At 59.8% G+C, this 25,151-nt stretch carries 24 protein-coding genes; 14 read left to right on the forward strand and 10 right to left on the reverse strand.

Features of this window, described 5'->3' with window-relative positions; translation table 11 throughout:
- Nucleotides 1–260: 260 nt before the first annotated feature.
- The 5 genes from SLW74_RS27015 to dksA all read right to left on the reverse strand — a co-directional run bounded on the left by SLW74_RS27015 (nucleotide 261) and on the right by dksA (nucleotide 6,466).
- On the reverse strand, nucleotides 261–1,700 hold the full coding sequence (locus SLW74_RS27015; protein WP_296306041.1) for a sigma-54-dependent transcriptional regulator: 1,440 nt from the start codon (nucleotides 1,698–1,700) through the stop codon (nucleotides 261–263).
- Between the two features lie 22 nt (nucleotides 1,701–1,722).
- Nucleotides 1,723–4,677, reverse strand: a complete 2,955-nt coding sequence (locus SLW74_RS27020; protein WP_192135956.1) for a sensor histidine kinase — start codon at nucleotides 4,675–4,677, stop codon at nucleotides 1,723–1,725.
- Nucleotides 4,661–4,837, reverse strand: coding sequence for a hypothetical protein (locus SLW74_RS27025; protein WP_002552060.1), 177 nt, complete (start codon nucleotides 4,835–4,837; stop codon nucleotides 4,661–4,663). The genes SLW74_RS27020 and SLW74_RS27025 overlap by 17 nt, the downstream gene beginning before the upstream one ends.
- A gap of 121 nt (nucleotides 4,838–4,958) precedes the next feature.
- Nucleotides 4,959–5,846 (reverse strand): tRNA glutamyl-Q(34) synthetase GluQRS, encoded by an 888-nt coding sequence (gene gluQRS / locus SLW74_RS27030; protein ID WP_369320122.1) that lies wholly within the window; start codon nucleotides 5,844–5,846, stop codon nucleotides 4,959–4,961.
- A 176-nt stretch (nucleotides 5,847–6,022) separates the two neighbouring features.
- Nucleotides 6,023–6,466 carry an RNA polymerase-binding protein DksA gene (dksA, locus tag SLW74_RS27035; RefSeq protein ID WP_065988293.1) on the reverse strand — a complete coding sequence of 148 codons (444 nt, stop codon included), beginning with the start codon at nucleotides 6,464–6,466 and terminating at the stop codon, nucleotides 6,023–6,025.
- Nucleotides 6,467–6,817: 351 nt separating this feature from the next.
- Here dksA and SLW74_RS27040 point away from each other — a divergent pair, with 351 nt between their 5' ends.
- Both SLW74_RS27040 and sfsA read left to right on the forward strand, forming a co-directional pair.
- Nucleotides 6,818–7,990, forward strand: coding sequence for a pyridoxal phosphate-dependent aminotransferase (locus tag SLW74_RS27040; protein ID WP_192135958.1), 1,173 nt, complete (start codon nucleotides 6,818–6,820; stop codon nucleotides 7,988–7,990).
- Nucleotides 7,990–8,733 (forward strand): DNA/RNA nuclease SfsA, encoded by a 744-nt coding sequence (gene sfsA, locus SLW74_RS27045; protein ID WP_065988291.1) that lies wholly within the window; start codon nucleotides 7,990–7,992, stop codon nucleotides 8,731–8,733. The genes SLW74_RS27040 and sfsA overlap by 1 nt, the downstream gene beginning before the upstream one ends.
- On the opposite strand, the gene SLW74_RS27050 is transcribed toward sfsA, so the two are convergent.
- A complete protein-coding gene (locus SLW74_RS27050; RefSeq protein WP_065988468.1) occupies nucleotides 8,711–9,040 on the reverse strand; it encodes a Rieske (2Fe-2S) protein in 330 nt (109 codons plus the stop codon). The genes sfsA and SLW74_RS27050 overlap by 23 nt on opposite strands.
- Before the next feature lie 212 nt (nucleotides 9,041–9,252).
- On the opposite strand from SLW74_RS27050, the gene SLW74_RS27055 reads away from it, so the two are divergent.
- From SLW74_RS27055 to deoC, 3 genes are all read left to right on the forward strand, one after another.
- The gene (locus tag SLW74_RS27055) at nucleotides 9,253–10,236 is read left to right on the forward strand and encodes a FecCD family ABC transporter permease (protein WP_410930682.1); all 984 of its coding nucleotides are present in this window, start codon (nucleotides 9,253–9,255) and stop codon (nucleotides 10,234–10,236) included.
- On the forward strand, nucleotides 10,236–11,003 hold the full coding sequence (locus tag SLW74_RS27060; RefSeq protein WP_410930677.1) for a heme ABC transporter ATP-binding protein: 768 nt from the start codon (nucleotides 10,236–10,238) through the stop codon (nucleotides 11,001–11,003). Before SLW74_RS27055 ends, SLW74_RS27060 begins: the two co-directional genes overlap by 1 nt.
- Before the next feature lie 189 nt (nucleotides 11,004–11,192).
- On the forward strand, nucleotides 11,193–11,969 hold the full coding sequence (gene deoC / locus SLW74_RS27065; protein WP_192135962.1) for a deoxyribose-phosphate aldolase: 777 nt from the start codon (nucleotides 11,193–11,195) through the stop codon (nucleotides 11,967–11,969).
- 182 nt (nucleotides 11,970–12,151) lie between these two features.
- Here deoC and SLW74_RS27070 read toward each other — a convergent pair whose 3' ends face one another.
- The 3 genes from SLW74_RS27070 to SLW74_RS27080 form a co-directional block, all read right to left on the reverse strand.
- A complete protein-coding gene (locus SLW74_RS27070; protein WP_410930678.1) occupies nucleotides 12,152–12,439 on the reverse strand; it encodes a TfoX/Sxy family protein in 288 nt (95 codons plus the stop codon).
- A gap of 227 nt (nucleotides 12,440–12,666) precedes the next feature.
- Complete coding sequence (locus SLW74_RS27075; protein ID WP_065988287.1) at nucleotides 12,667–13,011, reverse strand: pentapeptide repeat-containing protein; 345 nt, start codon at nucleotides 13,009–13,011, stop codon at nucleotides 12,667–12,669.
- Nucleotides 13,012–13,113: 102 nt separating this feature from the next.
- Nucleotides 13,114–14,649: a bifunctional aminoglycoside phosphotransferase/ATP-binding protein gene (locus tag SLW74_RS27080; RefSeq protein WP_410930679.1), complete on the reverse strand. Its 1,536-nt coding sequence runs from the start codon at nucleotides 14,647–14,649 to the stop codon at nucleotides 13,114–13,116.
- A 133-nt stretch (nucleotides 14,650–14,782) separates the two neighbouring features.
- On the opposite strand from SLW74_RS27080, the gene mrcB reads away from it, so the two are divergent.
- Genes mrcB through SLW74_RS27095 form a run of 3 tightly spaced genes read left to right on the forward strand, consistent with a single transcriptional unit; the run spans nucleotide 14,783 to nucleotide 18,198 of the window.
- Nucleotides 14,783–17,104, forward strand: a complete 2,322-nt coding sequence (mrcB, locus tag SLW74_RS27085) for a penicillin-binding protein 1B (protein WP_410930680.1) — start codon at nucleotides 14,783–14,785, stop codon at nucleotides 17,102–17,104.
- Nucleotides 17,105–17,135: 31 nt separating this feature from the next.
- Nucleotides 17,136–17,876, forward strand: a complete 741-nt coding sequence (locus SLW74_RS27090) for a tetratricopeptide repeat protein (RefSeq protein WP_065988284.1) — start codon at nucleotides 17,136–17,138, stop codon at nucleotides 17,874–17,876.
- On the forward strand, nucleotides 17,869–18,198 hold the full coding sequence (locus SLW74_RS27095) for a YqcC family protein (RefSeq protein WP_065988283.1): 330 nt from the start codon (nucleotides 17,869–17,871) through the stop codon (nucleotides 18,196–18,198). The genes SLW74_RS27090 and SLW74_RS27095 overlap by 8 nt, the downstream gene beginning before the upstream one ends.
- Before the next feature lie 3 nt (nucleotides 18,199–18,201).
- Here SLW74_RS27095 and SLW74_RS27100 read toward each other — a convergent pair whose 3' ends face one another.
- Nucleotides 18,202–18,630: a DUF4124 domain-containing protein gene (locus SLW74_RS27100; RefSeq protein ID WP_065988282.1), complete on the reverse strand. Its 429-nt coding sequence runs from the start codon at nucleotides 18,628–18,630 to the stop codon at nucleotides 18,202–18,204.
- 410 nt (nucleotides 18,631–19,040) lie between these two features.
- Between SLW74_RS27100 and SLW74_RS27105 the strand changes: the two genes are divergently transcribed.
- From SLW74_RS27105 to msrQ, 6 genes are all read left to right on the forward strand, one after another.
- Nucleotides 19,041–20,765: an acetolactate synthase 3 large subunit gene (locus SLW74_RS27105; protein ID WP_192135969.1), complete on the forward strand. Its 1,725-nt coding sequence runs from the start codon at nucleotides 19,041–19,043 to the stop codon at nucleotides 20,763–20,765.
- Between the two features lie 2 nt (nucleotides 20,766–20,767).
- Nucleotides 20,768–21,259, forward strand: coding sequence for an acetolactate synthase small subunit (gene ilvN / locus SLW74_RS27110; RefSeq protein WP_065988281.1), 492 nt, complete (start codon nucleotides 20,768–20,770; stop codon nucleotides 21,257–21,259).
- 46 nt (nucleotides 21,260–21,305) lie between these two features.
- A complete protein-coding gene (gene ilvC / locus SLW74_RS27115) occupies nucleotides 21,306–22,322 on the forward strand; it encodes a ketol-acid reductoisomerase (protein ID WP_065988280.1) in 1,017 nt (338 codons plus the stop codon).
- A 147-nt stretch (nucleotides 22,323–22,469) separates the two neighbouring features.
- On the forward strand, nucleotides 22,470–23,318 hold the full coding sequence (gene pssA / locus SLW74_RS27120; protein WP_410930681.1) for a CDP-diacylglycerol--serine O-phosphatidyltransferase: 849 nt from the start codon (nucleotides 22,470–22,472) through the stop codon (nucleotides 23,316–23,318).
- Between the two features lie 71 nt (nucleotides 23,319–23,389).
- The gene (gene msrP / locus SLW74_RS27125; RefSeq protein ID WP_065988278.1) at nucleotides 23,390–24,403 is read left to right on the forward strand and encodes a protein-methionine-sulfoxide reductase catalytic subunit MsrP; all 1,014 of its coding nucleotides are present in this window, start codon (nucleotides 23,390–23,392) and stop codon (nucleotides 24,401–24,403) included.
- On the forward strand, nucleotides 24,403–25,023 hold the full coding sequence (msrQ, locus tag SLW74_RS27130; RefSeq protein ID WP_065988277.1) for a protein-methionine-sulfoxide reductase heme-binding subunit MsrQ: 621 nt from the start codon (nucleotides 24,403–24,405) through the stop codon (nucleotides 25,021–25,023). Before msrP ends, msrQ begins: the two co-directional genes overlap by 1 nt.
- Nucleotides 25,024–25,151 lie beyond the last annotated feature (128 nt).

A 25,151-nucleotide genomic window follows, 5' to 3' on the forward strand; every position in this document is an offset into this window, starting at 1 on the left:
TTTATTATGTTGGTGTTTCGGGTGACTGATTTTTGTTGTTCTTGTACGAATACATATAGCAGTACCTGTGCCAACTTTTGAAAAACAGGCTACACGCCGCGGAATGCAAGGGTGTGGCAAATTGACGCTATTTTGCACGGGCGAAAAAAAACCGGGGGTTCGTTACCGTACGCCCCGGTTTTGTTACGTCACCATTTATGAGGTAACAGTTTTTTCACATAGCGCGTAACCCGCGTGCCAGAGCCTGCGCGAAGATGCGCTCACGTTTCGCTGGCCACTCCGGTCTTGCGTCGCGGAATGCCCAGGCGTTGGCGACGCTCCCACAGGCACTTGCGGCTGACGCCCAGCTTGCGCGCCAGTTCGGTTTCGGTCATGTGGTCCTGATGCTCCAGAACGAAGTGCTGGAAATAGTCCTCCAGCGACAAGTCCTCGGTCGGCTCACCAGCCGTGGAGCTCGACGAGCCTGACGCTTGGGGTGCAAGGCCGATGAACTCGTTGACGTCGAGGTCACTCAGCTCGATATCGATGCCCAGCAGCTCGGCAGAAATGTCCGGGCTTTCACACAGAATTACCGCGCGCTCGACCGCGTTCTCGAGCTCTCGCACGTTACCGGGCCACGAATAGTGTCTAATCGCTTGCTCGGCATCCGGCGCGAAACGCAAGTCGCTACGACCGGCCTTGAGGCTCTGCCGCGCCAGGAACGCATTGGCGATTTCATTGACGTCTGCCCCGCGTTCACGCAGCGCGGGCAGTTTCAGCGCGATCACGTGCAGGCGGTAGTACAAGTCTTCGCGGAACTGGCCCACTTTGGCCAGGCTCTTTAGGTCGCGGTGAGTCGCGGCGATCAGGCGCACGTCGACTTTTTGCGACTGCACCGAGCCCACCCGGCGAATTTCGCCTTCTTGCAGGACGCGCAACAGGCGGGCCTGCGCCTCAAGCGGGAGTTCGCCGATTTCATCGAGAAACAACGTGCCGCCATCCGCGGCTTCCACGAGACCGGCACGACCGGCACTGGCACCGGTAAACGCCCCTTTTTCGTGGCCGAACAGCTCGGATTCGATGAGGGATTCCGGAATCGCTGCGCAGTTGACCGAAATCATCGGGGCCTTGGCGCGACGGGACAAGTTATGCAGCGCGCGGGCCACCAGTTCCTTGCCCGTACCGGACTCGCCCTGAATCAGCACGTTGGAGTCGGTTGGCGCGACTTTGCGGATCTTGCTGTACATGTCCTGCATCGGCGGGCACGAGCCGATGATGCCGATCTCGCCGTTGCTGTTGTCCGGACCGGACTTGTCGCCCGTCGCAGTTTTTGCGGTGGCGGCGCGTTCGGCCTGCATGCTTTGCAGCGTCTGGCGATCGCGAAGGATGCGCGAAACGGCCTGAAGCATTTCGTCGTGGTCGAAGGGTTTGGCGATGTAATCCACCGCGCCCATTTTCATCGAGTCCACGGCCGAGCGCAGGCTGGCGTAACTGGTCATGATCAGCACGGGTTTGCCCTGGCCGAGCTTGATCAGCTCTGTGCCGGGGGCGCCGGGCAGGCGCAAATCGCTGACGATCAGGTCAAACGAAGGGATGCTGAAACGTTCCTGAGCTTCCTGCACGGATCCGGCTTCGCTGACCTGGTACTGATTACGTTCCAACAGTCGACGCAGGGCGGAGCGGATGATGGTTTCGTCTTCCACGATCAAAATGTGAGGCATTGATTCGGTTCTCTCGACGGTCTCAGTTCACGGCGGACGTCGCTTCGACATGTCGCGGTAAGGTCACCCTAATCCGGGTTCCGCGTTGGTGCTCGGGGTCAGCCGGGCTGTCGATGGTGATTTGTCCATAATGCTCTTCAACGATGGAATAGACCAGCGCGAGGCCCAGTCCTGTTCCTTCGCCCGGATCCTTGGTGGTGAAGAAAGGTTCGAACAAGCGGTCCATGATGGCTTTCGGAATGCCGCTGCCTTCGTCTTCGACGATCAGATCGACCGTGTGTTCGGAGGCCTCGCTTTTCACGCGCACTGCACTGCCGGCGGGTGATGCGTCGCGGGCGTTGGACAGCAGATTGATCAACACCTGTGCAAGACGTTGTGGATCGCCGTCCACCCAGTGGTTGGGGTTGCAGAGGTTATAGAACTGCACTTCGAAATTGCGCCGGTTCAGCGCCAGCAGACCAATGGCATCCTGCGCCACCTCCGCCAGGCACACGGGCTCGTCGGCGTGTTGATGCCCACCGGCGTGGGCGAAGCTCATCAGTGACTGCACGATGCGGGAGACGCGCTTGGTCTGTTCGATAATCTGGCTGCTGATTTCCGTCAGCTCACTGTCTTCTTCGCGTTCTTCGCGCAGGTTCTGCGCCAGGCAGGCGATGCCGGTGATCGGGTTGCCGATTTCGTGGGCAACGCCGGCAGCCAGTCGACCAATGCTCGCAAGCCGCTCGGAGTGCACGAGTTTGTCCTCGAGCATCTGGGTATCGGTCAGGTCTTCCACCAGAATCACCAGCCCGCTGTTACCCGGCGCGAGCGGCTCGTCGATGGCCGCCTTGTGCAGGTTGAGCCAGCGAGTCTGACCGTCGAGGCCCAGGCGCTGCTTGTGCAAGTGTTCGTCAGGAACGTTGATGAAACCCAGCAGCAGCTGCTTCCAGGGATCGACGATGGTCTCGAGCCGTGACCCGACGACGCGCTGAGCGCCGATGCCGGTCAGCTCTTCCATGGCCTTGTTCCACATCAGGATCTCCTGATCCTTGGCCAGGGAGCACACACCCATCGGCAGTTCTTGCAGGGTCTGGCGGTGATAACGGCGCAGGGCGTCGAGTTCTGCCGCCAGGCCGGTGAGGCGGGAGTGGTAATCCTCGAGGCGGCTTTCGATGAAGTGGATGTCCTCGGTGACGTAGTTCTCACTGCCGGATTTGTACGGCAGAAACGTCTCGACCATGTCCTGCGCAACACTCGGCCCCATCAGCCCGGAGAGGTTGGCCTCGATACGGTCGCGCAAACGCCGCAGCGCATAAGGGCGGCGCTCGTCGAATGGCAGATAAAGATCCCGCAGCGCCTGTTCGACTTCCTTCTGCGCAGCCTTCGCGCCCAGGGGTTTGGCCAGTTGGGTGGCGAACTCCTGGGGGGAGGCGGCGTGCAGTTCGCGACGCTGTGGGCGGCGAACGTTGTCTACCGCGCAGGCCTCGGCCGCACTTGCCTCTTCGGGGCTGGGATTGCTGAACAGTGAAATCAGGGTGAACACCAGCACGTTGGCCGCCAGAGAAGCGATGGCCGCCATGTGCCAGCTGGTGTCATCCAGCACGTAAATCATGTTCAGCAGCGGGATGTAGAACCCCTGGAAGTCGCCGATCAGCGGCAGCAACATGCTGATGGTCCAGACCGCGATGCCTGCGATGAGCCCCGCCATGAAACCGCGTCGGTTGGCGGCCGGCCAGTACAGCACCGACAGCACGCCGGGTAGAAATTGCAATGTTGCCACGAAGGCGACGATGCCCAGATTCGCCAGATTCTGCTTGGCGCCGAGCAACAGATAGAAGCCAAAGCCGGCCATGATGATCGCGACAATCAGGCCGCGCCGTGTCCACTTCAGCCAGCGATAGATATTGCCTTCGGCTGGCGGCTGGTAAAGCGGCAGCACCAGGTGGTTCAGCGCCATGCCGGACAACGCTAGCGTGGTGACGATGATCAGTCCGCTCGCTGCGGAAAGTCCCCCGATATAGCCGAGCAACGCCAAGGTCTTGCTGTGCGCGGCGATGCCAATGCCCAGGGTGAAATATTCAGGGCTGGTGGTGGCGCCCAGTTTCAACCCCGCCCACAGCACCAGGGGTACCGCCAGACTCATCAGCAGCAGAAACAGGGGCAGACCCCAACTGGCGCTGACCAGCGAGCGGGGGTTGAGGTTTTCAGTGAAGGTCATGTGATACATGTGCGGCATCACGATGGCTGAGGCGAAGAACACCAGCAACAGCGTCCGCCATGGGCCTTCCTGCAGGGGTGTGTGCAACGCCGCCAGTGCGCTCTGGTTTTGCAGCAGCCATTGCTCCAGGCTCTGCGGTCCATCGAACACGCCGTACAGGGCGTACAGACCGATGCCGCCGATGGCGACCAGTTTGATGACCGACTCGAAGGCGATGGCGAACACCAGCCCTTCGTGTTTTTCCCGGGTGGCGATGTGACGCGAGCCGAAGAAGATGGTGAACAGCGTGATGAGCGCGCAGAACGCAAAGGCCACGTAGTTGCGCACCGGTTCCCGGGTGAGAATGCCGATGGAGTCGGCCACGGCCTGGATTTGCAGTGCCAGCAATGGCAAGACGCCGATCAGCATGAAGATGGTCGTCAGCGCGCCCGCCCAGGTGCTGCGAAAGCGGAACGCAAACAGGTCAGCCAGTGATGAGAGCTGGTAGGTGCGGGTGATCTTGAGAATGGGGTAAAGCAGGACGGGGGCGAGCAGGAAAGCGCCGGACACCCCCAGATAACTCGACAGAAAACCGTAGCCGTATTCGTAAGCCAGCCCCACCGTGCCGTAAAACGCCCACGCACTGGCGTAGACGCCAAGTGACAGCGTGTAGGTCAACGGGTGACGAATGATCCAGCGCGGGATCAGGCCACGTTCACTGACCCAGGCAACGCCGAACAGCAACGTCAGGTAGGCGGCACTGACCAGAATCATCTGGGTCAGGCTAAAGCTCATCGGCATCTCGTTGGCTCTGCAGAATGAAGGTCACGACGATCAGGATCAGCCACAGCATGTAGGGTCTGTACCAGGCGCCCGTGGCGTCGATCCACCAGTCCATGATGGCGGGGGAGAACAGATAGATGCCCACCACCAGCAGCAGGACCAATCGATAAATGTACATTTGGCCTCCCAGGTTGACTGACCAGACGATGACGGAGCGGCATGGTAACGGATGGCGATGGGGCTGCAAGCGACGTTTCCGCCAGCTTTGTGCTCCCTCAACATGAATCGGTGGCCCGAGCTCAGTCTATTCGAGCTTCCTCGATAGCACCTAGGCGGGGTATCGAATCGGCGTTCCAGTGGGCAACGGCCCAATCCAGTACCTCTCGGGGTGTAGCGTCATCCAGTTCAGCCGGCGTCTTTTGCCCCAGGGCACGCAGCCCCCGGAGCAGCAACGGCGTGGCCTGGTCCGGCGGCAGTGGCGGCGATCGGTAGGACTTACCCAGCTTATGGCCATCGGGCTGGGTGATCAGCGGTACATGAAGGTAGCGCGGCTGCGGCAGGCCCAGCAGTTCTTGCAGGTATAGCTGACGTGGCGTGGAATCGAGCAGATCTGCGCCGCGTACGATGTCGGTCACTCCTTGCCAGCCGTCGTCGAGGACAACCGCCAGTTGATAGGCGTAAAACCCGTCCCGGCGACGAATGATGAAATCTCCCGAATCGCGCCCCAGATGTTGACGAAACTCCCCCTGTACCCGGTCTTCGAAACGGTATTCCAGCTCAGGCACCCGAATCCGGATGGCCGCATCCTCGGGTGGGTGGCCCGCATTACGGCAAAAACCCGGATAAATGCCGTTGTAGCCTTCCAGTTGCTTGCGCGAACAGGTGCACGCGTAAGCGAGGCCCTGGCTGAACCACCGATGGATGATTGCCTGGTAAGCCTCGTGCCGGTCGCTTTGCCTGACCAGTTCGCCGTCCCATTCGAATCCGTAGGCTTCGAGGGTGTGGAGTATTCCCGCCTGGGCACCCGGGACCTCGCGGGGAGGGTCGAGATCTTCCATGCGCATCAGCCATTTTCCGCCGACCGAGCGGGCGTCCAGATAGGAGGCCAGGGCTGCTACCAGAGAACCGAAGTGCAGATAACCGCTGGGGGTTGGCGCAAAGCGCCCTATATAAGAAGGGGTTTTCATGGGCGCTGATGGTACTGGAAATAAAACGTACGAAATACCGGAGGACATGTCATGGCGTGTGGGAAAGCGCTACGCCCCGGTAGGGCGCTTTCCAGCCCACGCCGTCGGGTGCCCGGTCGGTCTTCAGACAAACGAAAAAGGACGCCGAGGCGTCCTTTTTTACTGGATCAACAGGATCATTTACCGACCTGTTTTTCCTTGATTTCAGCGAGACTTTTGCAGTCAACGCACATATCGGCCGTTGGGCGGGCTTCAAGGCGCTTGATACCGATCTCGACGCCGCACGATTCGCACCAGCCGTATTCCTTGTCCTGAATCAGCTGCAGCGTCTTGTCGATCTTCTTGATCAACTTGCGCTCACGATCACGGGCGCGCAGTTCCAGTGCGAATTCTTCTTCCTGGCTTGCACGGTCGGCAGGGTCAGGGAAGTTAGCCGCCTCGTCCTTCATGTGAACAACCGTGCGGTCAACTTCTACCATCAACTCCTGTTTCCACTTGGACAGGATCTTGGTGAAGTGCTTGCGCATGGGGTCGCCCATGTATTCCTCACCCTTCGTCGCAACGTAAGGTTCGAAACCACTGATTGCCGGGGTGCTCTTTTGCTTTTCTTCGGTGGGCATGAACGGACCGCCTCTCACTCTTCTAAGCCATTACACAGGTTAAGATCCATCGCCGACACCTGCCGGCCCTGCGGCTGCAAGCGGGCGAACTTACCAGATCGAATCGGAGCGCGCTACTCCCGGTTGTCGAGGATGGCCTGCAACACGCACGTGGACTATGACCACAGGCTGAGCCCCCGGTTTTATCTATTTTGCAGCGCGTCGAGTTTAGTCCCTGCGCCCGCAAGCCCCGGGTTTTCCGGACTGTCGGCTGCAAGTCACTGCCGTCAAGGCGGATAAACGCTGTAGCCCACTCGGGCGGATGAGTAGAATCGGCCACTTGTCTCGCCACCCCTCACCAAAGGAAGGCCCATGCCACAGCCCTACAGTGCGCGCAGCCGCGCCATAGAACCCTTTCATGTCATGGCGCTGCTGGCGCGGGCGAATGAACTGCAAGCGGCCGGGCATGACGTTATCCACCTGGAGATCGGCGAGCCGGATTTCACCACGGCCGAGCCGATCATCAAGGCCGGTCAGGCGGCGTTGGCCGCTGGCAAGACCCGTTACACGGCGGCCCGTGGTCTGCCGGAATTGCGCGAGGCGATTGCGGGCTTTTACGCGCAGCGTTACGGCGTGAATGTCGATCCGGGCCGGATCCTGATTACGCCGGGCGGTTCCGGTGCGTTGCTGCTGGCGGCGAGTCTGCTGGTCGATCCCGGCAAACACTGGCTCCTGGCCGATCCGGGTTACCCGTGCAACCGGCATTTTCTGCGCCTGGTGGAGGGCGCCGCGCAGTTGGTGCCCGTGGGCCCGGACGTGCGTTATCAACTGACGGGCGATCTGGTCGCCCAATACTGGAACGAGGACAGCGTCGGTGCGCTGGTGGCTTCCCCGGCCAACCCGACCGGGACCTTGCTGCACCGGGACGAACTCGCCGCGCTTTCGGCGTCGCTCAAGGCGCGGGATGGCCACCTCGTGGTTGACGAGATCTATCACGGTCTGACCTACGGCACCGACGCGAGCAGCGTGCTGGAAGTCGACAACGATGCCTTCGTGCTGAATAGTTTTTCCAAGTATTTCGGTATGACCGGTTGGCGACTCGGTTGGCTGGTTGCGCCAGAGGCGGCGGTCGGTGATCTGGAAAAGCTGGCGCAGAATCTTTACATCAGCGCGCCGAGCATGGCGCAAAGTGCGGCACTTGCCTGTTTCGAGCCACAGACCCTGGAGATCCTCGAGCAACGTCGTGCCGAGTTCGCCCGACGTCGCGATTTCCTGCTTCCGGCGCTGCGCGAACTGGGCTTTACCATTGCCGTGGAACCCGAGGGCGCCTTCTATCTATACGCAGACATCAGCGCGTTCGGCGGCGACGCGTTCGCGTTCTGCCATCACTTTCTGGAAACCGAGCACGTGGCGTTCACACCCGGGCTGGATTTCGGTCGGTACCGCGCCGGCCACCATGTGCGCTTCGCCTACACCCAAAGCCTGCCTCGCCTTCAGGAAGCGGTCGAGCGTATAGGCCGTGGTCTTCGGAGCTGGCAAGGCTGATGCGTTTCTCTCCTCCCCTTGAAGAAGGCCGGCTGATTCAGCGCTACAAGCGTTTCCTCGCCGACATCGAGACCGCCAGCGGTGAACTGCTGACGATTCACTGCCCCAACACGGGCTCCATGTTCAATTGCATGATGCCGGGGGGCCGCGTCTGGTTCAGCAGGTCCAATGACCCCAAGCGCAAGCTGCCAGGCACCTGGGAAATCACCGAAACCCCACAGGGTCGGCTCGCCTGCGTTAACACTGCGCGCGCCAACAGGCTGGTGGAAGAAGCACTTCTGGCCGGCGTAATCACGGAATTGGCGGGGTTTACGGCGCTCAAGCGCGAAGTTGCCTACGGTCAGGAAAACAGCCGCGTCGACTTCCGGCTGGATTATCCAGAGGGCCCGCTGTACCTGGAAGTCAAAAGCGTGACGTTGGGCTTTGATGACAGCCGTGTCGCTGCGTTTCCCGACGCGGTCACTCAACGCGGCGCGAAGCACCTGCGCGAACTGGCGGCCCTGGCCCGGGAAGGCGTGCGTGCGGTGTTGCTGTATTGCGTGAATCTGACAGGCATTGATGCCGTGCGGCCCGCTGCCGAAATCGACGCGGCCTATGCTGCTGCCTTACTTGACGCAAATGCGGCGGGGGTTGAAGTCCTTGCGTATGGCGTGGCGCTCACCCCTGACGAGGTGCGCATTGATCGGCGTCTTGAGATTCACCTCACCCAGACGCGCCCGCTCAGTCCGCTGCCACCGGGTTGATCCAGATGCCCTGAGCGTCCTCGTCGCAGGCGATAGCCCTGAGGGACTTGCCCTCGCAGGGGCCGGCTACACACTCGCCGCTTTCGATGAGGAACAGGGCACCGTGAGTGGCGCACTGGATCAGACTGGCGCTGGCATCGAGAAACTCATCGGCCTGCCATTCCAGCGCCACCCCGCGATGGGGGCACCGATTGGCGTACACATACACTTGACCCGCTCGCCGGACGGCCAGAATCCTGAGTTCATCAACCTCGAACCCGAGGCTTTTGCCTTCCATCAGCGCAGCGCTGTCGCACAGGTATTTCAGCATGGTCTCCTTGGCGCTTGACGCTCAAATGCAAATAATCATCAAATTCCTGGCCCTGGCAGGCTGCGCATTCTGCCAGCAGTCGAACCCGCCAGTCGATGAACGAAATCCAGCCAGTCGCGCCTTGAGGTGATCGACTGCGCCTTCCTTTATAGGGGACGCACCTTTTTATGCGCTTCACCTCTCAACTGATCGCGCTGAGCCTGGCCTGTTTGCTGGCGATGTGGCTGTCCCTCGCGCTCGGGCCTGTCAGCCTGCCGATGATGGATACTTTGCGCGCGGTTCTTCATCTGATGGGCGTGCCCGTGGCGGAGGACAACTTGCAGCAGGCGGAGCTGATCGTGGGCCAGATCCGCTTGCCCCGTACGTTGCTCGGGCTGGCGGTGGGGGCTGTGCTGGCCTTGTCGGGCGTGGCGATGCAGGCTTTGTTTCGCAATCCCCTCGCCGACCCCGGTCTGGTCGGGGTTTCCAGTGGCGCGGCATTGGGCGCGGCGGTGGCCATCGTTGCCGGAGCATCGCTGGGCGGTTTACCTGAGCCGTTCCAGCCGTATTTGCTGTCAGTCTGCGCATTTGCCGGTGGGCTTGGCGTGACCGCAATCGTCTATCGGCTGGGACGCCGCGATGGCCGAACCAGCGTCAGCACCATGCTGCTGGCGGGTGTAGCGATGACGGCGCTGGCCGGCTCAGTCATCGGCCTGCTCACGTATATGGCCGACGACGCCAGTCTGCGGACGCTGACGTTCTGGAATCTGGGCACACTTAATGGTGCCAGTTACGCCCGGCTCTGGCCTCTTTTGCTGGTTTGCGTGGCGGTGATCCTCTGGCTGCCGCGCCGAGCCAAGGCGCTCAACGCGCTTCTGCTTGGAGAATCGGAAGCGCGCCATCTGGGCATTGAGGTCGAACGCCTCAAGCGTGAGCTGATTCTGTGCATCGCCCTTGGCGTCGGGGCTGCCGTCGCAGCGGCGGGGCTGATCGGCTTCATCGGCCTGATCGTGCCGCACCTGGTGCGACTGCTGACCGGGCCGGACCACCGCGTTGTCCTTCCCGCCTCAGCGCTGGCAGGGGCAACACTGCTGCTCGTCGCAGACATCTTCGCCCGATTGGTGATGGCGCCGGCGGAGCTGCCAATCGGAATTCTCACCGTGTTCCTTGGCGCGCCGTTTTTTCTTTTCCTGCTGGTTCGAGGCCGTCGCTGATGTTGATCGCTAATAACCTCGGCATCGTGCGCGATGGCAAACAGGTGGTCGCCAACATCGACTTGGCGTTGGCGCCCGGTCAGATGCTCGGCGTGCTGGGGCCCAACGGGGCCGGCAAAAGTTCGCTGATGGCTGCCCTGTGCGGCGAGCTTGCCCCGACTCACGGTCACGTGGTGCTGGACGACATTCCCCTGAATCAATGGCGCGGCCACGAACGGGCGCGTCGGCTGGCGGTACTGCCGCAGAGCTCGACATTGGATTTCGCGTTCAAGGTCGAGGAAGTGGTTGCGATGGGCCGCTTGCCCCATGACAGCGGTCAGCAATGTGACGGAGAGATCATCCAGCACGCCCTTGCGGCGGCCGATGGGCTTCACCTGCTCGGTCGCAGCTATCTGACGCTGTCGGGCGGCGAGCGTCAGCGGGTGCACCTGGCACGAGTGCTGGCGCAGGTGTGGCCGGGCGAGGAGGGCCAGATTCTCTTGCTGGACGAGCCCACGTCGGCGCTCGACCCGCTGCATCAGCACACCACGCTGTTGGCCGTTCGTGCCTTCGCCGACCGTGGCGGCGCGGTGATGGTGATCCTGCATGACTTGAACCTGGCAGCCCGTTACTGCGATCAGCTGTTGCTGCTGGCGCAAGGGCGCGCACATCTATCCGGCACACCAGAGCACGTGCTCACGCCTGAGGCGCTGAAGTCGGTGTTCGGTCTGGATGTTCTGGTGCAGCCTCATCCCGAGCGTGGGCATCCGCTGGTGATCGCTCGCTGAATGGGCTCGTGTCGATGTGCATCAGCTGCCTTTATCGATGCAGCAGCCCCGTTTCCATTGCCTGTGCGGGCAATGTCCTTCGGACAATTCTTGTAATCACGTAGGCCTGCTCTTTTGCGTCTTTGTGACCGTTCAGGCACAGCCGTTCTCGATTATCGTCGCCTCAAGCCAAGGTATCGAGGATGTGTAATGAACGACTTAAACGAAGCGATTGACGTGCATGCGGTCGATGCGTCATTGGCGCAACTGGCTATAGGCCTGATGGAATTGGCTTCGTTGAATGCCGATGACACGCCGGAAAAGATCATTGCGTTGTGTCATCGAGCCCTGACACCTGTGGGGCATGTTGCCGCCGTCTGTGTAATGCCCCGATTCGCAGGACTGGCGCGGCGCACCCTCGACAGCCTGCATGCGCGGGAGGTCAGCGTCGTGGCTGCGGTTAACTTTCCGAGCGGTTCGCCTTCTGTCAGCTCGGCCGAGTCGGAAACCCAGGCGGCAATTCTCGCGGGTGCCGACGAAATCGATCTGGTCTATCCTTTCCATGCGCTGCTTGGCGGGGACAGACAGATTGGCGCGGACATCATTAACGCCTGTAAAGCCAGATGCGGTCGTGCCGCATTGACCGTCACGCTGGAAACCGGCGTGCTGCGTGATCCGCAGGTCATTCACGGCGCAAGCTGTGTGGCAATTCAGGAGGGCGCCAACTTTCTGAAAACCAGTACTGGGAAACAGGTCCTCAACGCGACACCCCAGGCCAGCCGGATTTTGATTGCGGCCATCGCCGAGTCAGGCGCGCATGTGGGCATCAACGTCTCCGGGAATGTACGGACGCTCAAGGAAGCGCGGGTTCACATGGATCTGGTCAAGGCACGATTTGGCCCACGCTGGCTTGAGCAGGGGAGACTGCGGCTCGGGGCGACCAGCCTGCTGGATGATTTGTTGGGCCACTTGGGAGTAGGGGCCTGAATCCCGGGCAAAAAAAAGACCCGGCAAAGAGCCGGGTCAAAAACCGTGATTAGCCTGATGAGGAGATAATCTGAGAGTCCGAACCAAGGAGCCTTTCAGGTTATCGACCAGTCTCGCGACCGGATGTGATAATCATAGTGATTCTCATTTGTAAGTCAACAGTGTTCTGCAGACTATTTTGCTTATGGAATGTGGCGTTCCCGGATTAGCCCAGAACTGGCGTTCTTCAGTTCAGTGTTCATGGAATCTTTGTGCGCTTGGGGCAGCTCGGCCCAAGGGCGATCTGACAACGCGCCTTCCAGTGAGTAGAGCAGCGCTTTGGAGGCCCGGAATCCCCTGACCTGAACGGCCCGGTAAGCCTGAATCGCGCCGAGTCGCCGCAGATCAGCAATCGTGTGAATACCCGCAGCGTGAAGCCATTGAACCGAGGTCCTCCCCAGGTTCTTCATGCCCAACAATTCGTCATCCATGTGCAAACCCATCCTGTGGTTCCATGTAATAACTTCTCCATAGGCTCGACATAAACTGAAAAGGCGAACCATGCCGTTTAGCGTAGACGACGCCGAATCAATCTGCAGAGTGTTACCACTCGAACGCGGCGTACGCCGCCGAACGGTAGGATCAGGTTGGATTGGATAAGCAGGCGAGGGCAGGCCCGACATGGCGGCGCATGCAGGGCGAGAGGTTAGAGCGAGGCTTAGCGGGTGCGATAGCGCAGGCGAGTACCGAAATTGACTGACATAAGAATCTCGTCAGCACTCAGCTCTGGCGGGAAGTACGCCCCGGATATCTGTGCATGGGCGATGCTTGCACCTTCAAGTTGGCTCGTCCGGAAGTCAACGCCGCGCAAGTCCGCCGACCTGAAGTAAGCATCAGTGAAGTCGATGCGGTCTGCGTCGATCTCACGCAGATCCAGGCCGCGGAAATCGCCTCCAGACAGATCAACAGGGCCCTGCTTAGGGCGTTCGAGGTTGAAGGCGGTCACATCGTCTTTTCGCAACAGTGCGAACAGAGGCGAGTCGAGCTGTTTGGGCTGGTTCATTTGACGTCTCCATTGTTGGTATTCTGACGCCACTATAATGCCACCTACGTCGAGCCGTGAAGCGTTATCCATCACGACTCGACCGCTGGCGGATGCGGGCTATCAGAGCCCCGGCAGATGCTGACGAATGTCGGCGACCAGTTTGTCCAGATCACCACTGACGTTGGTCTCGACGTGGCGGCTGCGCAATATTTCATCAGCGGTCAGCGCCTCGCGACTGGCCAGCTGCGCTTCAATGACTTCCATGGTTGCGTCCGAAGGATCATCATTTTGTGCCCGACGTTGCGCCAGCCAACCCTCGATAACCGCTTTTGGCGCGGCGCAGTCAACGATCAGAAAAGGAACGCCCATTGCCTCGGCAATCTGCGCAGTCGCCTGACGCTGCGGGAGCTTCAAATAGGTTGCATCGATGACCACCGGCAAGCCTGCGCGGAGCACGACACCCGCCAGCTCATTCAGACGCTGATAAGTAGCCGCGCTGACGTCGGCGGAATACAGATCTTCATGGTCGGCGAACGCACGCTTGCGCTCGACATCTGAACGCAGACGGATCGCCCCCAGAGCTTCGACCAGGCGCATCGCAACCTGACTTTTGCCGACCGCGGAAACGCCATGGGTGATGGCCAGAAAATTCGACGGAATCGCGCTATAGCTCTCGGCCAGGTTGGCGTAATTGCGATACTGGCGCAGTGTCGCGGCCCGTTGCACCTGATCGGCGTCGGCATTCAGGCTAAACAGCGCCACTTTGGCGCGGACCAGTGCCCGGTAGGCCTTGTAGAAATTGAGAAGCTGAAGTCCCGCATAGTCGCCGGTCAGTTCGAGGTACTGACTGACGAATCGACGGGAAAGGCTTTTCAGGCCGCGATCCTCAAGGTCCATGGCCAGGAAGCCGATGTCGGCATAGACATCTGTCATGCGGAAGGGCTCGTTGAACTCGATGCAGTCGAAAATCACCACCTTGCCATCGATCAGCGTTGCATTGCCCAAGTGGATGTCGCCATGGCACTCGCGGACAAATCCGTCGAGCTTGCGCCGGTTCATCAATGGCTTGAGGCGCTCGAAACTGGAGTTGGCCCAGGCTTCCAGCGCTTCCAGCTGGATGAGGTCAGATTTTTCGCTGAGGAAGGGCAGAATCTGTTCGAAATTCTGTGTGACCGGCGCCATGACGCTGTCGGCGCTGCCAAGTGGGTTTTCCATCGGCACTTTGGGTGACTTGAGATGAAACTCGGCGATCTGCCGCGCCATGTCGTCGATCTGCGCAGCGGTCAGTTCGCCTTTGGCTTGCAAGGTGCTGAGCAAGCCGTCCTGCGGGAACTGGCGCATTTTCAGCACGTACTCGATCGCTTCACCTTCACCATTCAGCTGCGGAGCGTCGATGCTGCCGGTAACAGGCAGCACTTCCAGGTACAGATCGTCCGTCAGGCGCTGGTTCAGCATCAGCTCCTGCTCACAGAAATGCTGGCGCGCCGGCAGGTGGGTGAAGTCCAGAAAACCGAAATTGACCGGCTTCTTCATCTTGTAGACGTACTGGCCGGTGAGGAGCACCCAGGAAATATGCGTCTCGATGACCTGAAACTGTTCGACCGGGTGAGGAAACAGGGCGGGGTTTTGCAGCGCGGCTATCAGTGTCTGGCTCACGGACGATCCTTGAAAGGTGATAAGGCGATAGAGAAGTAGCGAAAGGCGGCCATTATGGCCGCTGGAGCCATTGCTGCAAACCGCTTAAAGGGCGGTCTGTCGGGGGCTTTGAAAGTGCGTATAATCCGCCGCCATGACCCGATCCCGCACCCCGAAAAAATCCCCCAAACCCACCAACAGCCGCCTGCGCAGCCTGTTGGGCTGGGCCCTGAAACTCAGTCTTGTCGGGCTGGTGATCCTTGGCTGCTTCGCCGTTTACCTGGATTCCATCGTCCAGGAAAAATTCTCCGGCAAGCGCTGGACCATTCCGGCCAAGGTCTATGCACGGCCACTGGAGCTGTTCGTCGGCCAGAAGCTTTCACGCGATGACTTCCTTCTGGAGCTCGATGCGCTGGGCTATCGTCGTGAAGGTGTGGCCAACGGGCCGGGCGCTGCCGCGGTCAACGGCAACACTGTCGATCTCAACACCCGCGGCTTCCAGTTCTATGAAGGCGCTGATCCGGCTCAGCAGATCCATGTGCGCTTCTCCGGCGATTACGTCGCGGAACTGAGCGCCGCCAATGGCGCCAAGCTTGCTGTCGCGCGGCTTGAGCCCCTGATGATCGGCGGCTTGTACCCGAAGAATCTCGAAGACCGGATTCTGATCAAGCTCGATCAGGCGCCGCCTTATTTGCTCGACACGCTCGTCACCGTCGAAGATCGGGATTTCTACCATCACTTCGGCGTATCGCCGAAGGGGATCCTGCGAGCTTTCTGGATCAACGCTTCCGCTGGCCAGATGCGCCAGGGCGGATCGACGCTGACTCAGCAACTGGTCAAGAACTTCTACCTGACCAACGAGCGCAGCATCACCCGCAAGCTGACCGAAGCGATGATGGCAGTTCTGCTGGAGATTCATTACAGCAAGCAGGAGATTCTCGAGGCCTACCTCAACGAAGTGTTCGTGGGGCAGGACGGCCAGCGCGCGGTCCACGGCTTTGGTCTGGCGAGTCAGTATTTCTTCAGTCAGCCGCTGTCGGAGTTGAAGCTGCATCAGGTCGCCTTGCTGGTCGGTCTGGTCAAGGGGCCTTCGTATTACAACCCGCGCCGCAATCCCGAGCGTGCGCTGGAGCGTCGCAATCTGGTCCTCGATCTGCTTGAACAACAGGGTGTCGCCACCCCCGAAGTGGTTGCGGCTGCGAAGAAGATGCCGCTTGGCGTGAGCAAAGTCGGATCGCTGGCCGACAGCTCGTTCCCGGACTTCCTTGATCTCGTCAAACGCCAGCTCCGTCAGGACTACCGCGACGAGGACTTGACCGAAGAGGGCCTGCGGATCTTCACCAGTTTCGACCCTATTCTGCAGATGAAATCCGAAGCTGCCGTGCGCGAAAGCTTCGCCAAGATTTCCGGCCGCAAAGGCGCGGACGAGATGGAAACGGCCATGGTCGTGACCAATCCGGAGACCGGCGAAGTCCAGGCGCTGATCGGCAGCCGCCAGGCAGGCTTCGCGGGTTTCAACCGGGCGCTGGATGCCGTTCGGCCGATCGGGTCGTTGGTCAAGCCGGCCATCTATCTGACCGCTCTCGAGCGTCCGCAGCAGTACTCGCTGACCAGCTGGATTCCCGACGAGCCTTTTCAGGTGAAAGGCGCCGACGGCCAGATCTGGAAGCCCCAGAACTACGATCACAAAGCCCACGGCAACATTTTCCTGTATCAGGGCCTGGCGCATTCCTACAACCTGTCCAGCGCTAAGCTGGGTCTGGACCTGGGCATTCCGAATGTCTTCAAAACCCTGACCAAGCTGGGCGTCACTCGCGAGTGGCCGGCGTTCCCGTCGATGCTCCTGGGGGCTGGTGCGCTGACGCCGATCGAAGTGGCGACGATGTACCAGACCATCGCCAGCGGCGGCTTCAACACGCCGTTGCGCGGGATTCGCAGCGTACTGACCGCCGAAGGGGAGCCGCTCAAGCGCTACCCGTTCCAGATTCAGCAACGTTTCGACCCGGGTTCGATCTATTTACTGCAGAACGCCATGCAGCGGGTGATGCGCGAGGGTACGGGTAAATCGGTGTACAACGTGCTGCCGAGCACCCTGAATCTGGCGGGCAAGTCAGGCACCACCAATGACTCGCGCGACAGCTGGTTTGCCGGCTTCAGCCAGGACTTGCTGGCGATCGTCTGGATGGGCCGCGACGACAACGGCAAGACGCCGTTCACTGGGGCTACCGGCGCACTGCAGATCTGGACCAGCTTCATGAAGAAAGCCGATCCGCTGCCGCTGGACATGGCGATGCCTGATAACGTCGTGCAGGCCTGGGTCAATGCCAGTACCGGCGAAGGCACCGACGCCAGCTGCCCGAACGCCGTACAGATGCCGTATATTCGCGGCAGTGAGCCGCAACCCGGCCCGACCTGCGGTGGGGCAGCAGCGCCTGCCGATTCGGTGATGGACTGGGTCAAGGGCTGGTTGAACTAAGCCTGGTTGAATTAAGCAAAGAGGATGTGACGTGAACAAGTGGTGGATTCCGGCTGTAACGGCTCTGGCTTTGCTCAACGGTTGCGCGTCCCAGACGCGCAGTGCGATTCCGGTGGTCGATTCAGGGTCACGCGTTTCAAACGGCGAGCGCGTTTCGTCTACTCGCAGCAACACCTATCGCGCGCCGGTACAGGCACCCGCGCAGTCGCAGACGATTCAGGAAGATTCTGGTGTCACGGTCATGGTACCCGGCGGCGCCAACGCCAGTGGTGCGCCTATTTCGACGTTCGTGCCACCCGCTACGGCGCCGATCAGCACTGCGCCGGTTAATCAGGCCCCAGTGAACAATACGTACACACCGCCGCCAGCGACCAGCAATACCTACAACATGCCGGCCTCGGCGCCGACTGGCATTCCGTCTGCGTCCAGCGGCGGGTTGTCAGAAGACGAGCAACTGGATGGGCCGGTGCTGGCGTTGCTCACCACCGCTCAGCAGCAGCAGTCCGGTGGCGATCTCAACGGCGCATCATCGAGCCTTGAGCGTGCTCAACGTGTTGCCCCCCGTGAGCCCCAGGTCCTCTACCGTCTGGCGCAAGTGCGTCTGGCCCAGGGCGATGCGCCTCAGGCTGAGCAATTGGCCCGTCGTGCTCTGACCTACGCCAACGGTCGCGCGAGCCTTCAAGCCAGTCTTTGGGGCCTGATTGCCCAATCGCGGGAAAAGCAGGGTGACGCCGCCGGTGCAGCGTTGGCGCGGCAGAAAGCCAATGGATAAACGCTTTCCGAAAATCGCTGACCAATTGCTGTTGATCGAGCGCGAATTGCGAGTCCTGGGATGGTGGAAGGAAGTGCCGCCCAGCGACGAGTCGCTGTCAAGCCGTGAACCCTTCTGCGTCGACACGCTGGATTTTGATCAGTGGCTGCAATGGATCTTCCTGCCACGCATGAAGATCATCCTTGAGCAGGATATGCCGTTGCCCACGGCATCCGGCATTCTGGAAATGGCGGAGATGGTATACGCCAGCCGTATCCGCGAAGCACGCAACTTGCTGGCGCTGCTGAAAGACTTCGACCGGTTGATTACCGAGGCGGTCTGACCCTCAGTTGCATTGATCGTCGAGGTACTGCTTGACCTCGACGATGCGGGCCTGCCGCTCTTCTTCCGTGAAACGCCTGAACTCGCCATTCACCTCCTGCCGTACCCGAGGGTTGTTCTGCAGTTGGGCAAGGTTGGTTCGCTGTTCGTCGCACGCTTCTTTGCGCTTGGCTTCCTGAGCGGCAACCTGTTTTCTGACCTTGGCATCGACCGCCTCCTGCTCCCGTGCTCCCTCCTGGTTCTGCGGGGGCGGGGCAGGTGGGGCGGAGACGGGGCTCCCTGTATTGATTTCCTGTGCTGTCTGCCCGGCAGGCGGCTGGGCGTCGAAATGCGTGACGCCCTGAGCGTCCACCCATTTGTATATCTGCGCGGCCTGGCCGACCGCCGGGGCGACGGCCAGTGTCAGCGTCGCTGCAAGAATCATCCAGCGCATTCCCGGTTCCTTACTTCTGTGGCAATGGCCGGAAACCTATCACAAGCGGCGCGCTGCGACCTCATTCGGTGCCTTTTGGCGGGCAGTGGACGAAGAAAGCGCATCGATGACTTGACTTGAGAGGGGCGAATCCGAACAATCCAAAGTTCGCTGTAGAGGGACTGCCAGAAGCAGACCGTCTCGGTAGATCATGAGGCGCACACCCGCGCCGACCCGTAACACCCGCAACGCGTTACCTCGCGCTGGGTGGGAAGACCCCGAAACACTTAAGGGGCAATCCCAATACTTGCTCAGTCAGTGCTGACGTAGTCGGCGACCACCGTCGCTCATGCTCTGCTTTGCAGTAAACCTATTAAGACCCGTCTCCTCGCTTGTGTGGACGGTATTCTGGCGTTTTAGAGGTGAACAACGTGGAGCTTTTATCTGGCGCTGAAATGGTCGTCCGCTTTTTGCGTGACGAAGGCGTAGAGCACATCTACGGGTACCCTGGCGGTGCCCTCCTGCATATATACGACGCGCTGTTCAAAGAACCGGCTGTGAGCCATATCCTTGTTCGTCACGAACAGGCCGCGACTCACATGGCTGACGGTTACGCCCGCGCCACCGGCAAGGCAGGCGTTGTGCTGGTGACTTCGGGTCCCGGCGCAACCAATGCCATCACCGGTATCGCGACCGCCTACATGGATTCGATTCCAATGGTGGTGCTGTCCGGTCAGGTCCCGAGCAACATGGTTGGTACCGACGCGTTCCAGGAAACCGACATGATCGGTATCTCCCGGCCAATCGTGAAGCACAGCTTCATGATCAAACACCCGTCGGAGATCCCGGAAGTCCTGAAGAAGGCGTTCTACCTGGCCCAATCCGGTCGTCCTGGTCCTGTCGTCGTCGATATCCCGAAAGACATGACCAACCCGGCAGAGAAGTTCGAATACATCTTCCCCAAGAAAGCCAAGCTGCGCTCCTACAGCCCGGCGGTCCGCGGCCATTCCGGCCAGATCCGCAAGGCCGTGGAAATGCTGGTCGCGGCCAAGCGCCCGGTCATCTATGCAGGCGGCGGAGTGATCATGGGCAACGGTTCGGCGCCATTGACCGAACTGGCGCAGCAATTGAACGCTCCGGTCACCAACACGTTGATGGGTCTGGGTGCTTATCCAGGCACCGATCGCCAGTTCGTCGGCATGCTGGGCATGCATGGCAGCTACACCGCCAACCTGGCAATGCATCACGCCGATGTGATTCTTGCGGTGGGCGCGCGGTTCGACGATCGCGTGATCAACGGGCCGGCGAAATTCTGCCCGAACGCCAAAATCATTCACGTCGACATCGACCCGGCGTCCATCTCCAAGACCATCAAGGCCGACGTGCCAATCGTCGGGCCGGTCGAGAGCGTGCTGACCGAGATGGTTGCGACCCTCAAAGAGCTCGCCGAAACCCCTAACAAGGAGTCGGTCGCGACGTGGTGGAAGCAGATCGAAGAATGGCGCGCCGGCGGTGACCTGTTCCCGTACAACCGTGGCGACGGAAGCGTCATCAAGCCGCAGACTGTAATCGAGACGCTGTGCGAAGTGACCAAAGGCGATGCCTACGTCACCTCCGATGTGGGGCAGCACCAGATGTTCGCGGCTCAGTACTACCGCTTCAACAAACCCAATCGCTGGATCAACTCCGGCGGCCTCGGCACCATGGGCTTCGGCCTGCCGGCCGCGATGGGTGTTGCGCTGAGTTTCCCGAATGACAATGTCGCCTGCGTCACCGGCGAAGGCAGCATTCAGATGAACATTCAGGAGCTGTCGACCTGTCTGCAGTACAACCTGCCGGTGAAGATCATCCTGCTCAACAACGGCGTGCTCGGCATGGTCCGTCAGTGGCAGGACATGAGCTACAGCGGTCGTCACTCGCATTCCTACATGGAGTCGCTGCCTGACTTCGTGAAGCTGGTCGAGGCTTACGGGCACGTCGGCATGCGCATCACCGATCTCAAGGACCTGAAGCCGAAGATGGAAGAAGCGTTCGCCATGAAAGATCGGCTGGTGTTCCTCGATATCAAGGTCGATGTCGGCGAGCACGTCTATCCGATGCAGATCAGAGATGGGTCCATGCGTGACATGTGGCTGAGCAAGACGGAGCGGACATAACCATGCGCCACATCATTTCGCTATTGCTGGAAAACGAACCGGGTGCGCTGTCTCGTGTGGTCGGCCTGTTTTCGCAGCGCAACTACAACATCGAAAGCCTGACAGTGGCGCCAACCGAGGACCCGACCCTGTCGCGTCTGACGCTGACCACCGTTGGCCAAGATGAAGTGATCGAGCAAATCACCAAGAACCTCAACAAGCTGGTCGAAGTGGTCAAGCTGGTCGACCTGTCGGAAAGCGCCCACATCGAGCGCGAGCTGATGCTGATCAAGGTGAAAGCCACTGGCGCCCAGCGTGCCGAGATCAAGCGCACCACCGACATTTTCCGCGGCCAGATCGTCGACGTCTCCAGCAGCGTCTATACCGTGCAGTTGACCGGGACAAGCGACAAGCTGGACAGCTTCATCCAGGCGATTGGCACAACTGCCATTCTGGAAACCGTACGAAGCGGCGTCACGGGCATTGCCCGCGGCGACAAAGTGCTGAGCATCTAACCTAATTTTGCAAATGGCCTTGCGGCCAAGTTATCAGGGGAATTTCATGAAAGTTTATTACGACAAAGACTGCGACCTTTCGATCATCCAGGGCAAAAAAGTTGCCATCATCGGTTACGGTTCTCAGGGCCACGCTCAAGCGTGCAACCTGAAAGACTCCGGCGTTGATGTCACTGTTGGCCTGCGCAAGGGTTCGGGTACTGTCGCCAAAGCTGAAGCTCACGGCCTGAAAGTGACTGACGTGGCTTCCGCCGTCGCCGCTGCAGACCTGGTCATGATCCTGACCCCGGACGAATTTCAGTCCCAGCTGTACAAGAACGAAATCGAGCCGAACATCAAGAAGGGCGCAACACTGGCCTTCTCCCACGGCTTCGCGATTCACTACAACCAGGTTGTTCCTCGTGCCGATCTCGACGTGATCATGATCGCGCCAAAAGCACCAGGCCACACCGTGCGTACAGAATTCGTCAAAGGCGGTGGCATCCCTGACCTGATCGCCGTTTACCAGGACGCCTCGGGCAACGCCAAGAACGTCGCTCTGTCGTACGCGTCGGGTGTTGGCGGCGGCCGTACCGGTATCATCGAAACCACCTTCAAGGACGAAACCGAAACCGACCTGTTCGGCGAGCAAGCCGTTCTGTGTGGCGGTACCGTTGAACTGGTCAAAGCCGGGTTCGAGACCCTGGTTGAAGCCGGTTATGCGCCGGAAATGGCTTACTTCGAGTGCCTGCACGAACTGAAGCTGATCGTCGACCTCATGTACGAAGGCGGCATCGCCAACATGAACTACTCGATCTCCAACAACGCTGAATACGGCGAGTACGTTACCGGCCCGGAAGTCATCAATGCCGAATCCCGTCAGGCCATGCGCAACGCTCTGAAGCGCATTCAGGACGGCGAGTACGCCAAGATGTTCATCGCCGAGGGCGCCAGCGGCTACCCGTCGATGACCGCCAAGCGTCGTAACAACAAGGCGCACGGCCTGGAAATCATCGGTGAGCAACTGCGCTCGATGATGCCTTGGATCGCGAAGAACAAGATCGTCGACCAAGCCAAGAACTAAGATCCCGATCAGGTTCCTGCAGGAAAAAACGCGGCCCTCGGGTCGCGTTTTTTCGTTATGGGGGCTCATCTGGTATAAAGCTGCATCGTTTGTCGGCCCAAGGGCCACAAGCATTTGTCGAAATTCTTCAGCTGCAAGGTATTGTCCATGAGCGAACGTCCCGAAGAGCCGAACAAGGCTGCTGACGCCGAAAGCCTGCTACCGATTGATGAACACATTGAAGAGGGTCACGACGACGAGGGGCGCCAGGTGCGCCATCGCGGGATATACCTGCTACCCAATCTGTTCACCACTGCGAACCTGTTCGCCGGCTTCTACGCAATCATCAGCGCCATGAGTGCGCAGAGTGCATTGAGCGCGGGTGATCAGGCGAGCGCGAGCAAATACTTCGCGTTCTCCGCCATCGCCATCTTCGTTGCCATGGTCCTGGATGGTCTGGACGGCCGTGTTGCGCGGATGACAAACACCCAGAGCGCATTCGGCGCAGAGTACGACTCGCTGTCCGATATGGTCGCTTTTGGCGTGGCGCCGGCGCTGTTGGCGTTTGGCTGGGCGCTGGGTGACATGGGCAAGGTCGGCTGGATGGTCGCCTTCATCTATGTGGCGGGGGCAGCGTTGCGTCTGGCCCGGTTCAACACCCAGGGGGGCAAGGCGGACAAGCGTTACTTCATTGGCCTGGCAAGTCCTGCCGCCGCAGGGGTCGTCGCGGGCACCGTCTGGGCGTTCAGCGATTACGGCATCCAGGGTTCGAAACTGTCGTTTCTGGTTGCACTATTGGTCGCGGCAGCGGGCATGCTGATGGTCAGCAACATCAAGTACAACAGCTTCAAAGAGCTGGATCTGAAAGGGCGGGTGCCGTTTGTTGCGATTCTGGCCGTCGTTTTGGTATTCGCTGTGGTGTTCAGTGATCCGCCGCGCATTCTGCTGCTAATTTTCCTTGGATATGCAGCTTCCGGTCCTATCCAGTACCTGCTGCGTCTACGTCGCCAGAGGTAGTTCGCCGACCGTTATTTCCCGCATACTCCGCCGCTATAGATGCTTCAGTTCTCCATAGCTGCGGAGTCATCATGCTGATCAAGATCCCCTCTACGTCCGATTGCAAAGAGTCGGATGTCACACCCGAATCCTTTTATCTCTCGCGTCGCGCATTGCTCGGAAGCAGTCTTGCGGGGCTCGCCGTCAGCGCAATGCCTCGCTGGGCGCAAGCCGAAGAAGCCTCGCGCTATACCGACGTCGAAGCCGGCGCTGCCCCTGACTGGTTCAAAGGCAAGTTACCTTCAACGAAGTGGCAAGCCGTTACCGTCAAGGACGAGACGATTACGCCGTTCAAGGACGCGACCCACTACAACAACTTCTACGAGTTCGGCACCGACAAGGGTGATCCCGCGCAAAACGCTGGCTCGCTGAAAACCGAACCGTGGAGCGTCGTCATTGACGGGGAAGTGGCGAAGCCTGGCCGCTACGCACTCGAAGACTTCATGAAGCCCTATCAGCTGGAAGAGCGTATCTATCGTCTGCGCTGCGTAGAAGCGTGGTCGATGGTGATTCCATGGCTGGGCTTCCCGATCTCCGAGCTGCTCAAGCAGGTTGAACCGACGGCGAATGCCAAATACATCCGGTTTGAAACGCTGCAGGACCCGAAGACCATGCCCGGCCAGCGCTCCGGCTTTGCGTTGATCGACTGGCCTTATGTAGAAGGGCTTCGTCTGGATGAGGCGATGAACCCGCTCGCGATTCTGGCGGTGGGCATGTATGGAAGGGAACTGCCCAATCAGAACGGCGCGCCGTTGCGTCTGGTGGTGCCTTGGAAATATGGCTTTAAAAGCGTGAAGTCCATCGTGCGCATCAGTCTGACAAGCGAGCAACCGAAGACGACCTGGCAAAGCATTGCGGCAAGCGAGTACGGTTTCTATGCCAATGTGAACCCGACGGTTGATCATCCACGCTGGACCCAGGCACGCGAGCGGCGTCTGCCCAGCGGGCTGTTCAGCCCGAATATTCGCCAGACCGAGATGTTTAACGGGTACGGGGAGCAGGTTGCTTCTCTTTATACAGGCCTGGACCTACGGAAAAACTATTGATGCGTTTCATCTACTGGCGGGTGTCGGTGTTCGTCGCAGCAGCTTTGGTCCCCTTGTATTGGCTCTACCAGGCGTGGATTTTTGCTTTGGGGCCTGATCCTGGAAAGGTGCTAGTTGATCGCTTGGGCTTGGGGACGTTGATCCTGCTTTTGATCACGCTGGCGATGACCCCATTGCAGCGCACGACGGGCTGGCCCGGATGGATCGCCGTTCGCCGGCAATTGGGGCTGTGGTGTTTCACGTATGTGTCGCTGCACATGCTGGGTTATGGCTTTTTTATCCTGGGCTTTGACTGGGCGCAGTTGGGCGTAGAACTGGTCAAACGGCCCTACATTATTGTCGGGGCGCTGGGTTTCCTGGGGCTGTTGTCGCTGGCGGTCACGTCCAATCGCTATAGCCAGCGCCGTTTGGGAATGCGCTGGAAGAAACTTCATCGGCTCAGTTACCTGATTTTGGGCCTGGGTTTGCTGCATATGCTGTGGATCGTACGGGCGGATCTGAAGGAGTGGGCTGTCTATGCAACGATTGGCGCGTTGCTTCTGGTGCTGCGGATCCCCGCAATTGCTAAGCGTATACAGCGTCGACGGGTTAAGAGCAGCAGTGTTCCCACTAAAGTTTAAATAAGTGCTTGACGCGTCTCTGGATCTGTCTATAATTCGCCCCACTTCCGGCGCAGACGAAACGGAAAACTCCTTGATAATCAAAGAGTTGGACGAAGTAAGCAGCGAGGAATGCTTCGGTTCACTTC

The organism is Pseudomonas sp. W5-36, assembly GCF_046540455.1.
GTDB classification, from domain to species: domain Bacteria; phylum Pseudomonadota; class Gammaproteobacteria; order Pseudomonadales; family Pseudomonadaceae; genus Aquipseudomonas; species Aquipseudomonas graminis_B.

Excerpts from the sequence above, each read along its gene's own strand:
- SLW74_RS27015 (WP_296306041.1), bottom strand. The coding sequence starts at position 1,700 with ATGCCTCACATTTTGATCGTGGAAGACGAAACCATCATCCGCTCCGCC.
- SLW74_RS27020 (WP_192135956.1), bottom strand. The coding sequence starts at position 4,677 with ATGCCGATGAGCTTTAGCCTGACCCAGATGATTCTGGTCAGTGCCGCC.
- SLW74_RS27025 (WP_002552060.1), bottom strand. The coding sequence starts at position 4,837 with ATGTACATTTATCGATTGGTCCTGCTGCTGGTGGTGGGCATCTATCTG.
- gluQRS (WP_369320122.1), bottom strand. The coding sequence starts at position 5,846 with ATGAAAACCCCTTCTTATATAGGGCGCTTTGCGCCAACCCCCAGCGGT.
- dksA (WP_065988293.1), bottom strand. The coding sequence starts at position 6,466 with ATGCCCACCGAAGAAAAGCAAAAGAGCACCCCGGCAATCAGTGGTTTC.
- SLW74_RS27040 (WP_192135958.1), top strand. The coding sequence starts at position 6,818 with ATGCCACAGCCCTACAGTGCGCGCAGCCGCGCCATAGAACCCTTTCAT.
- sfsA (WP_065988291.1), top strand. The coding sequence starts at position 7,990 with ATGCGTTTCTCTCCTCCCCTTGAAGAAGGCCGGCTGATTCAGCGCTAC.
- SLW74_RS27060 (WP_410930677.1), top strand. The coding sequence starts at position 10,236 with ATGTTGATCGCTAATAACCTCGGCATCGTGCGCGATGGCAAACAGGTG.
- deoC (WP_192135962.1), top strand. The coding sequence starts at position 11,193 with ATGAACGACTTAAACGAAGCGATTGACGTGCATGCGGTCGATGCGTCA.
- SLW74_RS27070 (WP_410930678.1), bottom strand. The coding sequence starts at position 12,439 with ATGGATGACGAATTGTTGGGCATGAAGAACCTGGGGAGGACCTCGGTT.
- SLW74_RS27075 (WP_065988287.1), bottom strand. The coding sequence starts at position 13,011 with ATGAACCAGCCCAAACAGCTCGACTCGCCTCTGTTCGCACTGTTGCGA.
- mrcB (WP_410930680.1), top strand. The coding sequence starts at position 14,783 with ATGACCCGATCCCGCACCCCGAAAAAATCCCCCAAACCCACCAACAGC.
- SLW74_RS27095 (WP_065988283.1), top strand. The coding sequence starts at position 17,869 with ATGGATAAACGCTTTCCGAAAATCGCTGACCAATTGCTGTTGATCGAG.
- SLW74_RS27100 (WP_065988282.1), bottom strand. The coding sequence starts at position 18,630 with ATGCGCTGGATGATTCTTGCAGCGACGCTGACACTGGCCGTCGCCCCG.
- ilvN (WP_065988281.1), top strand. The coding sequence starts at position 20,768 with ATGCGCCACATCATTTCGCTATTGCTGGAAAACGAACCGGGTGCGCTG.
- ilvC (WP_065988280.1), top strand. The coding sequence starts at position 21,306 with ATGAAAGTTTATTACGACAAAGACTGCGACCTTTCGATCATCCAGGGC.
- pssA (WP_410930681.1), top strand. The coding sequence starts at position 22,470 with ATGAGCGAACGTCCCGAAGAGCCGAACAAGGCTGCTGACGCCGAAAGC.
- msrP (WP_065988278.1), top strand. The coding sequence starts at position 23,390 with ATGCTGATCAAGATCCCCTCTACGTCCGATTGCAAAGAGTCGGATGTC.
- msrQ (WP_065988277.1), top strand. The coding sequence starts at position 24,403 with ATGCGTTTCATCTACTGGCGGGTGTCGGTGTTCGTCGCAGCAGCTTTG.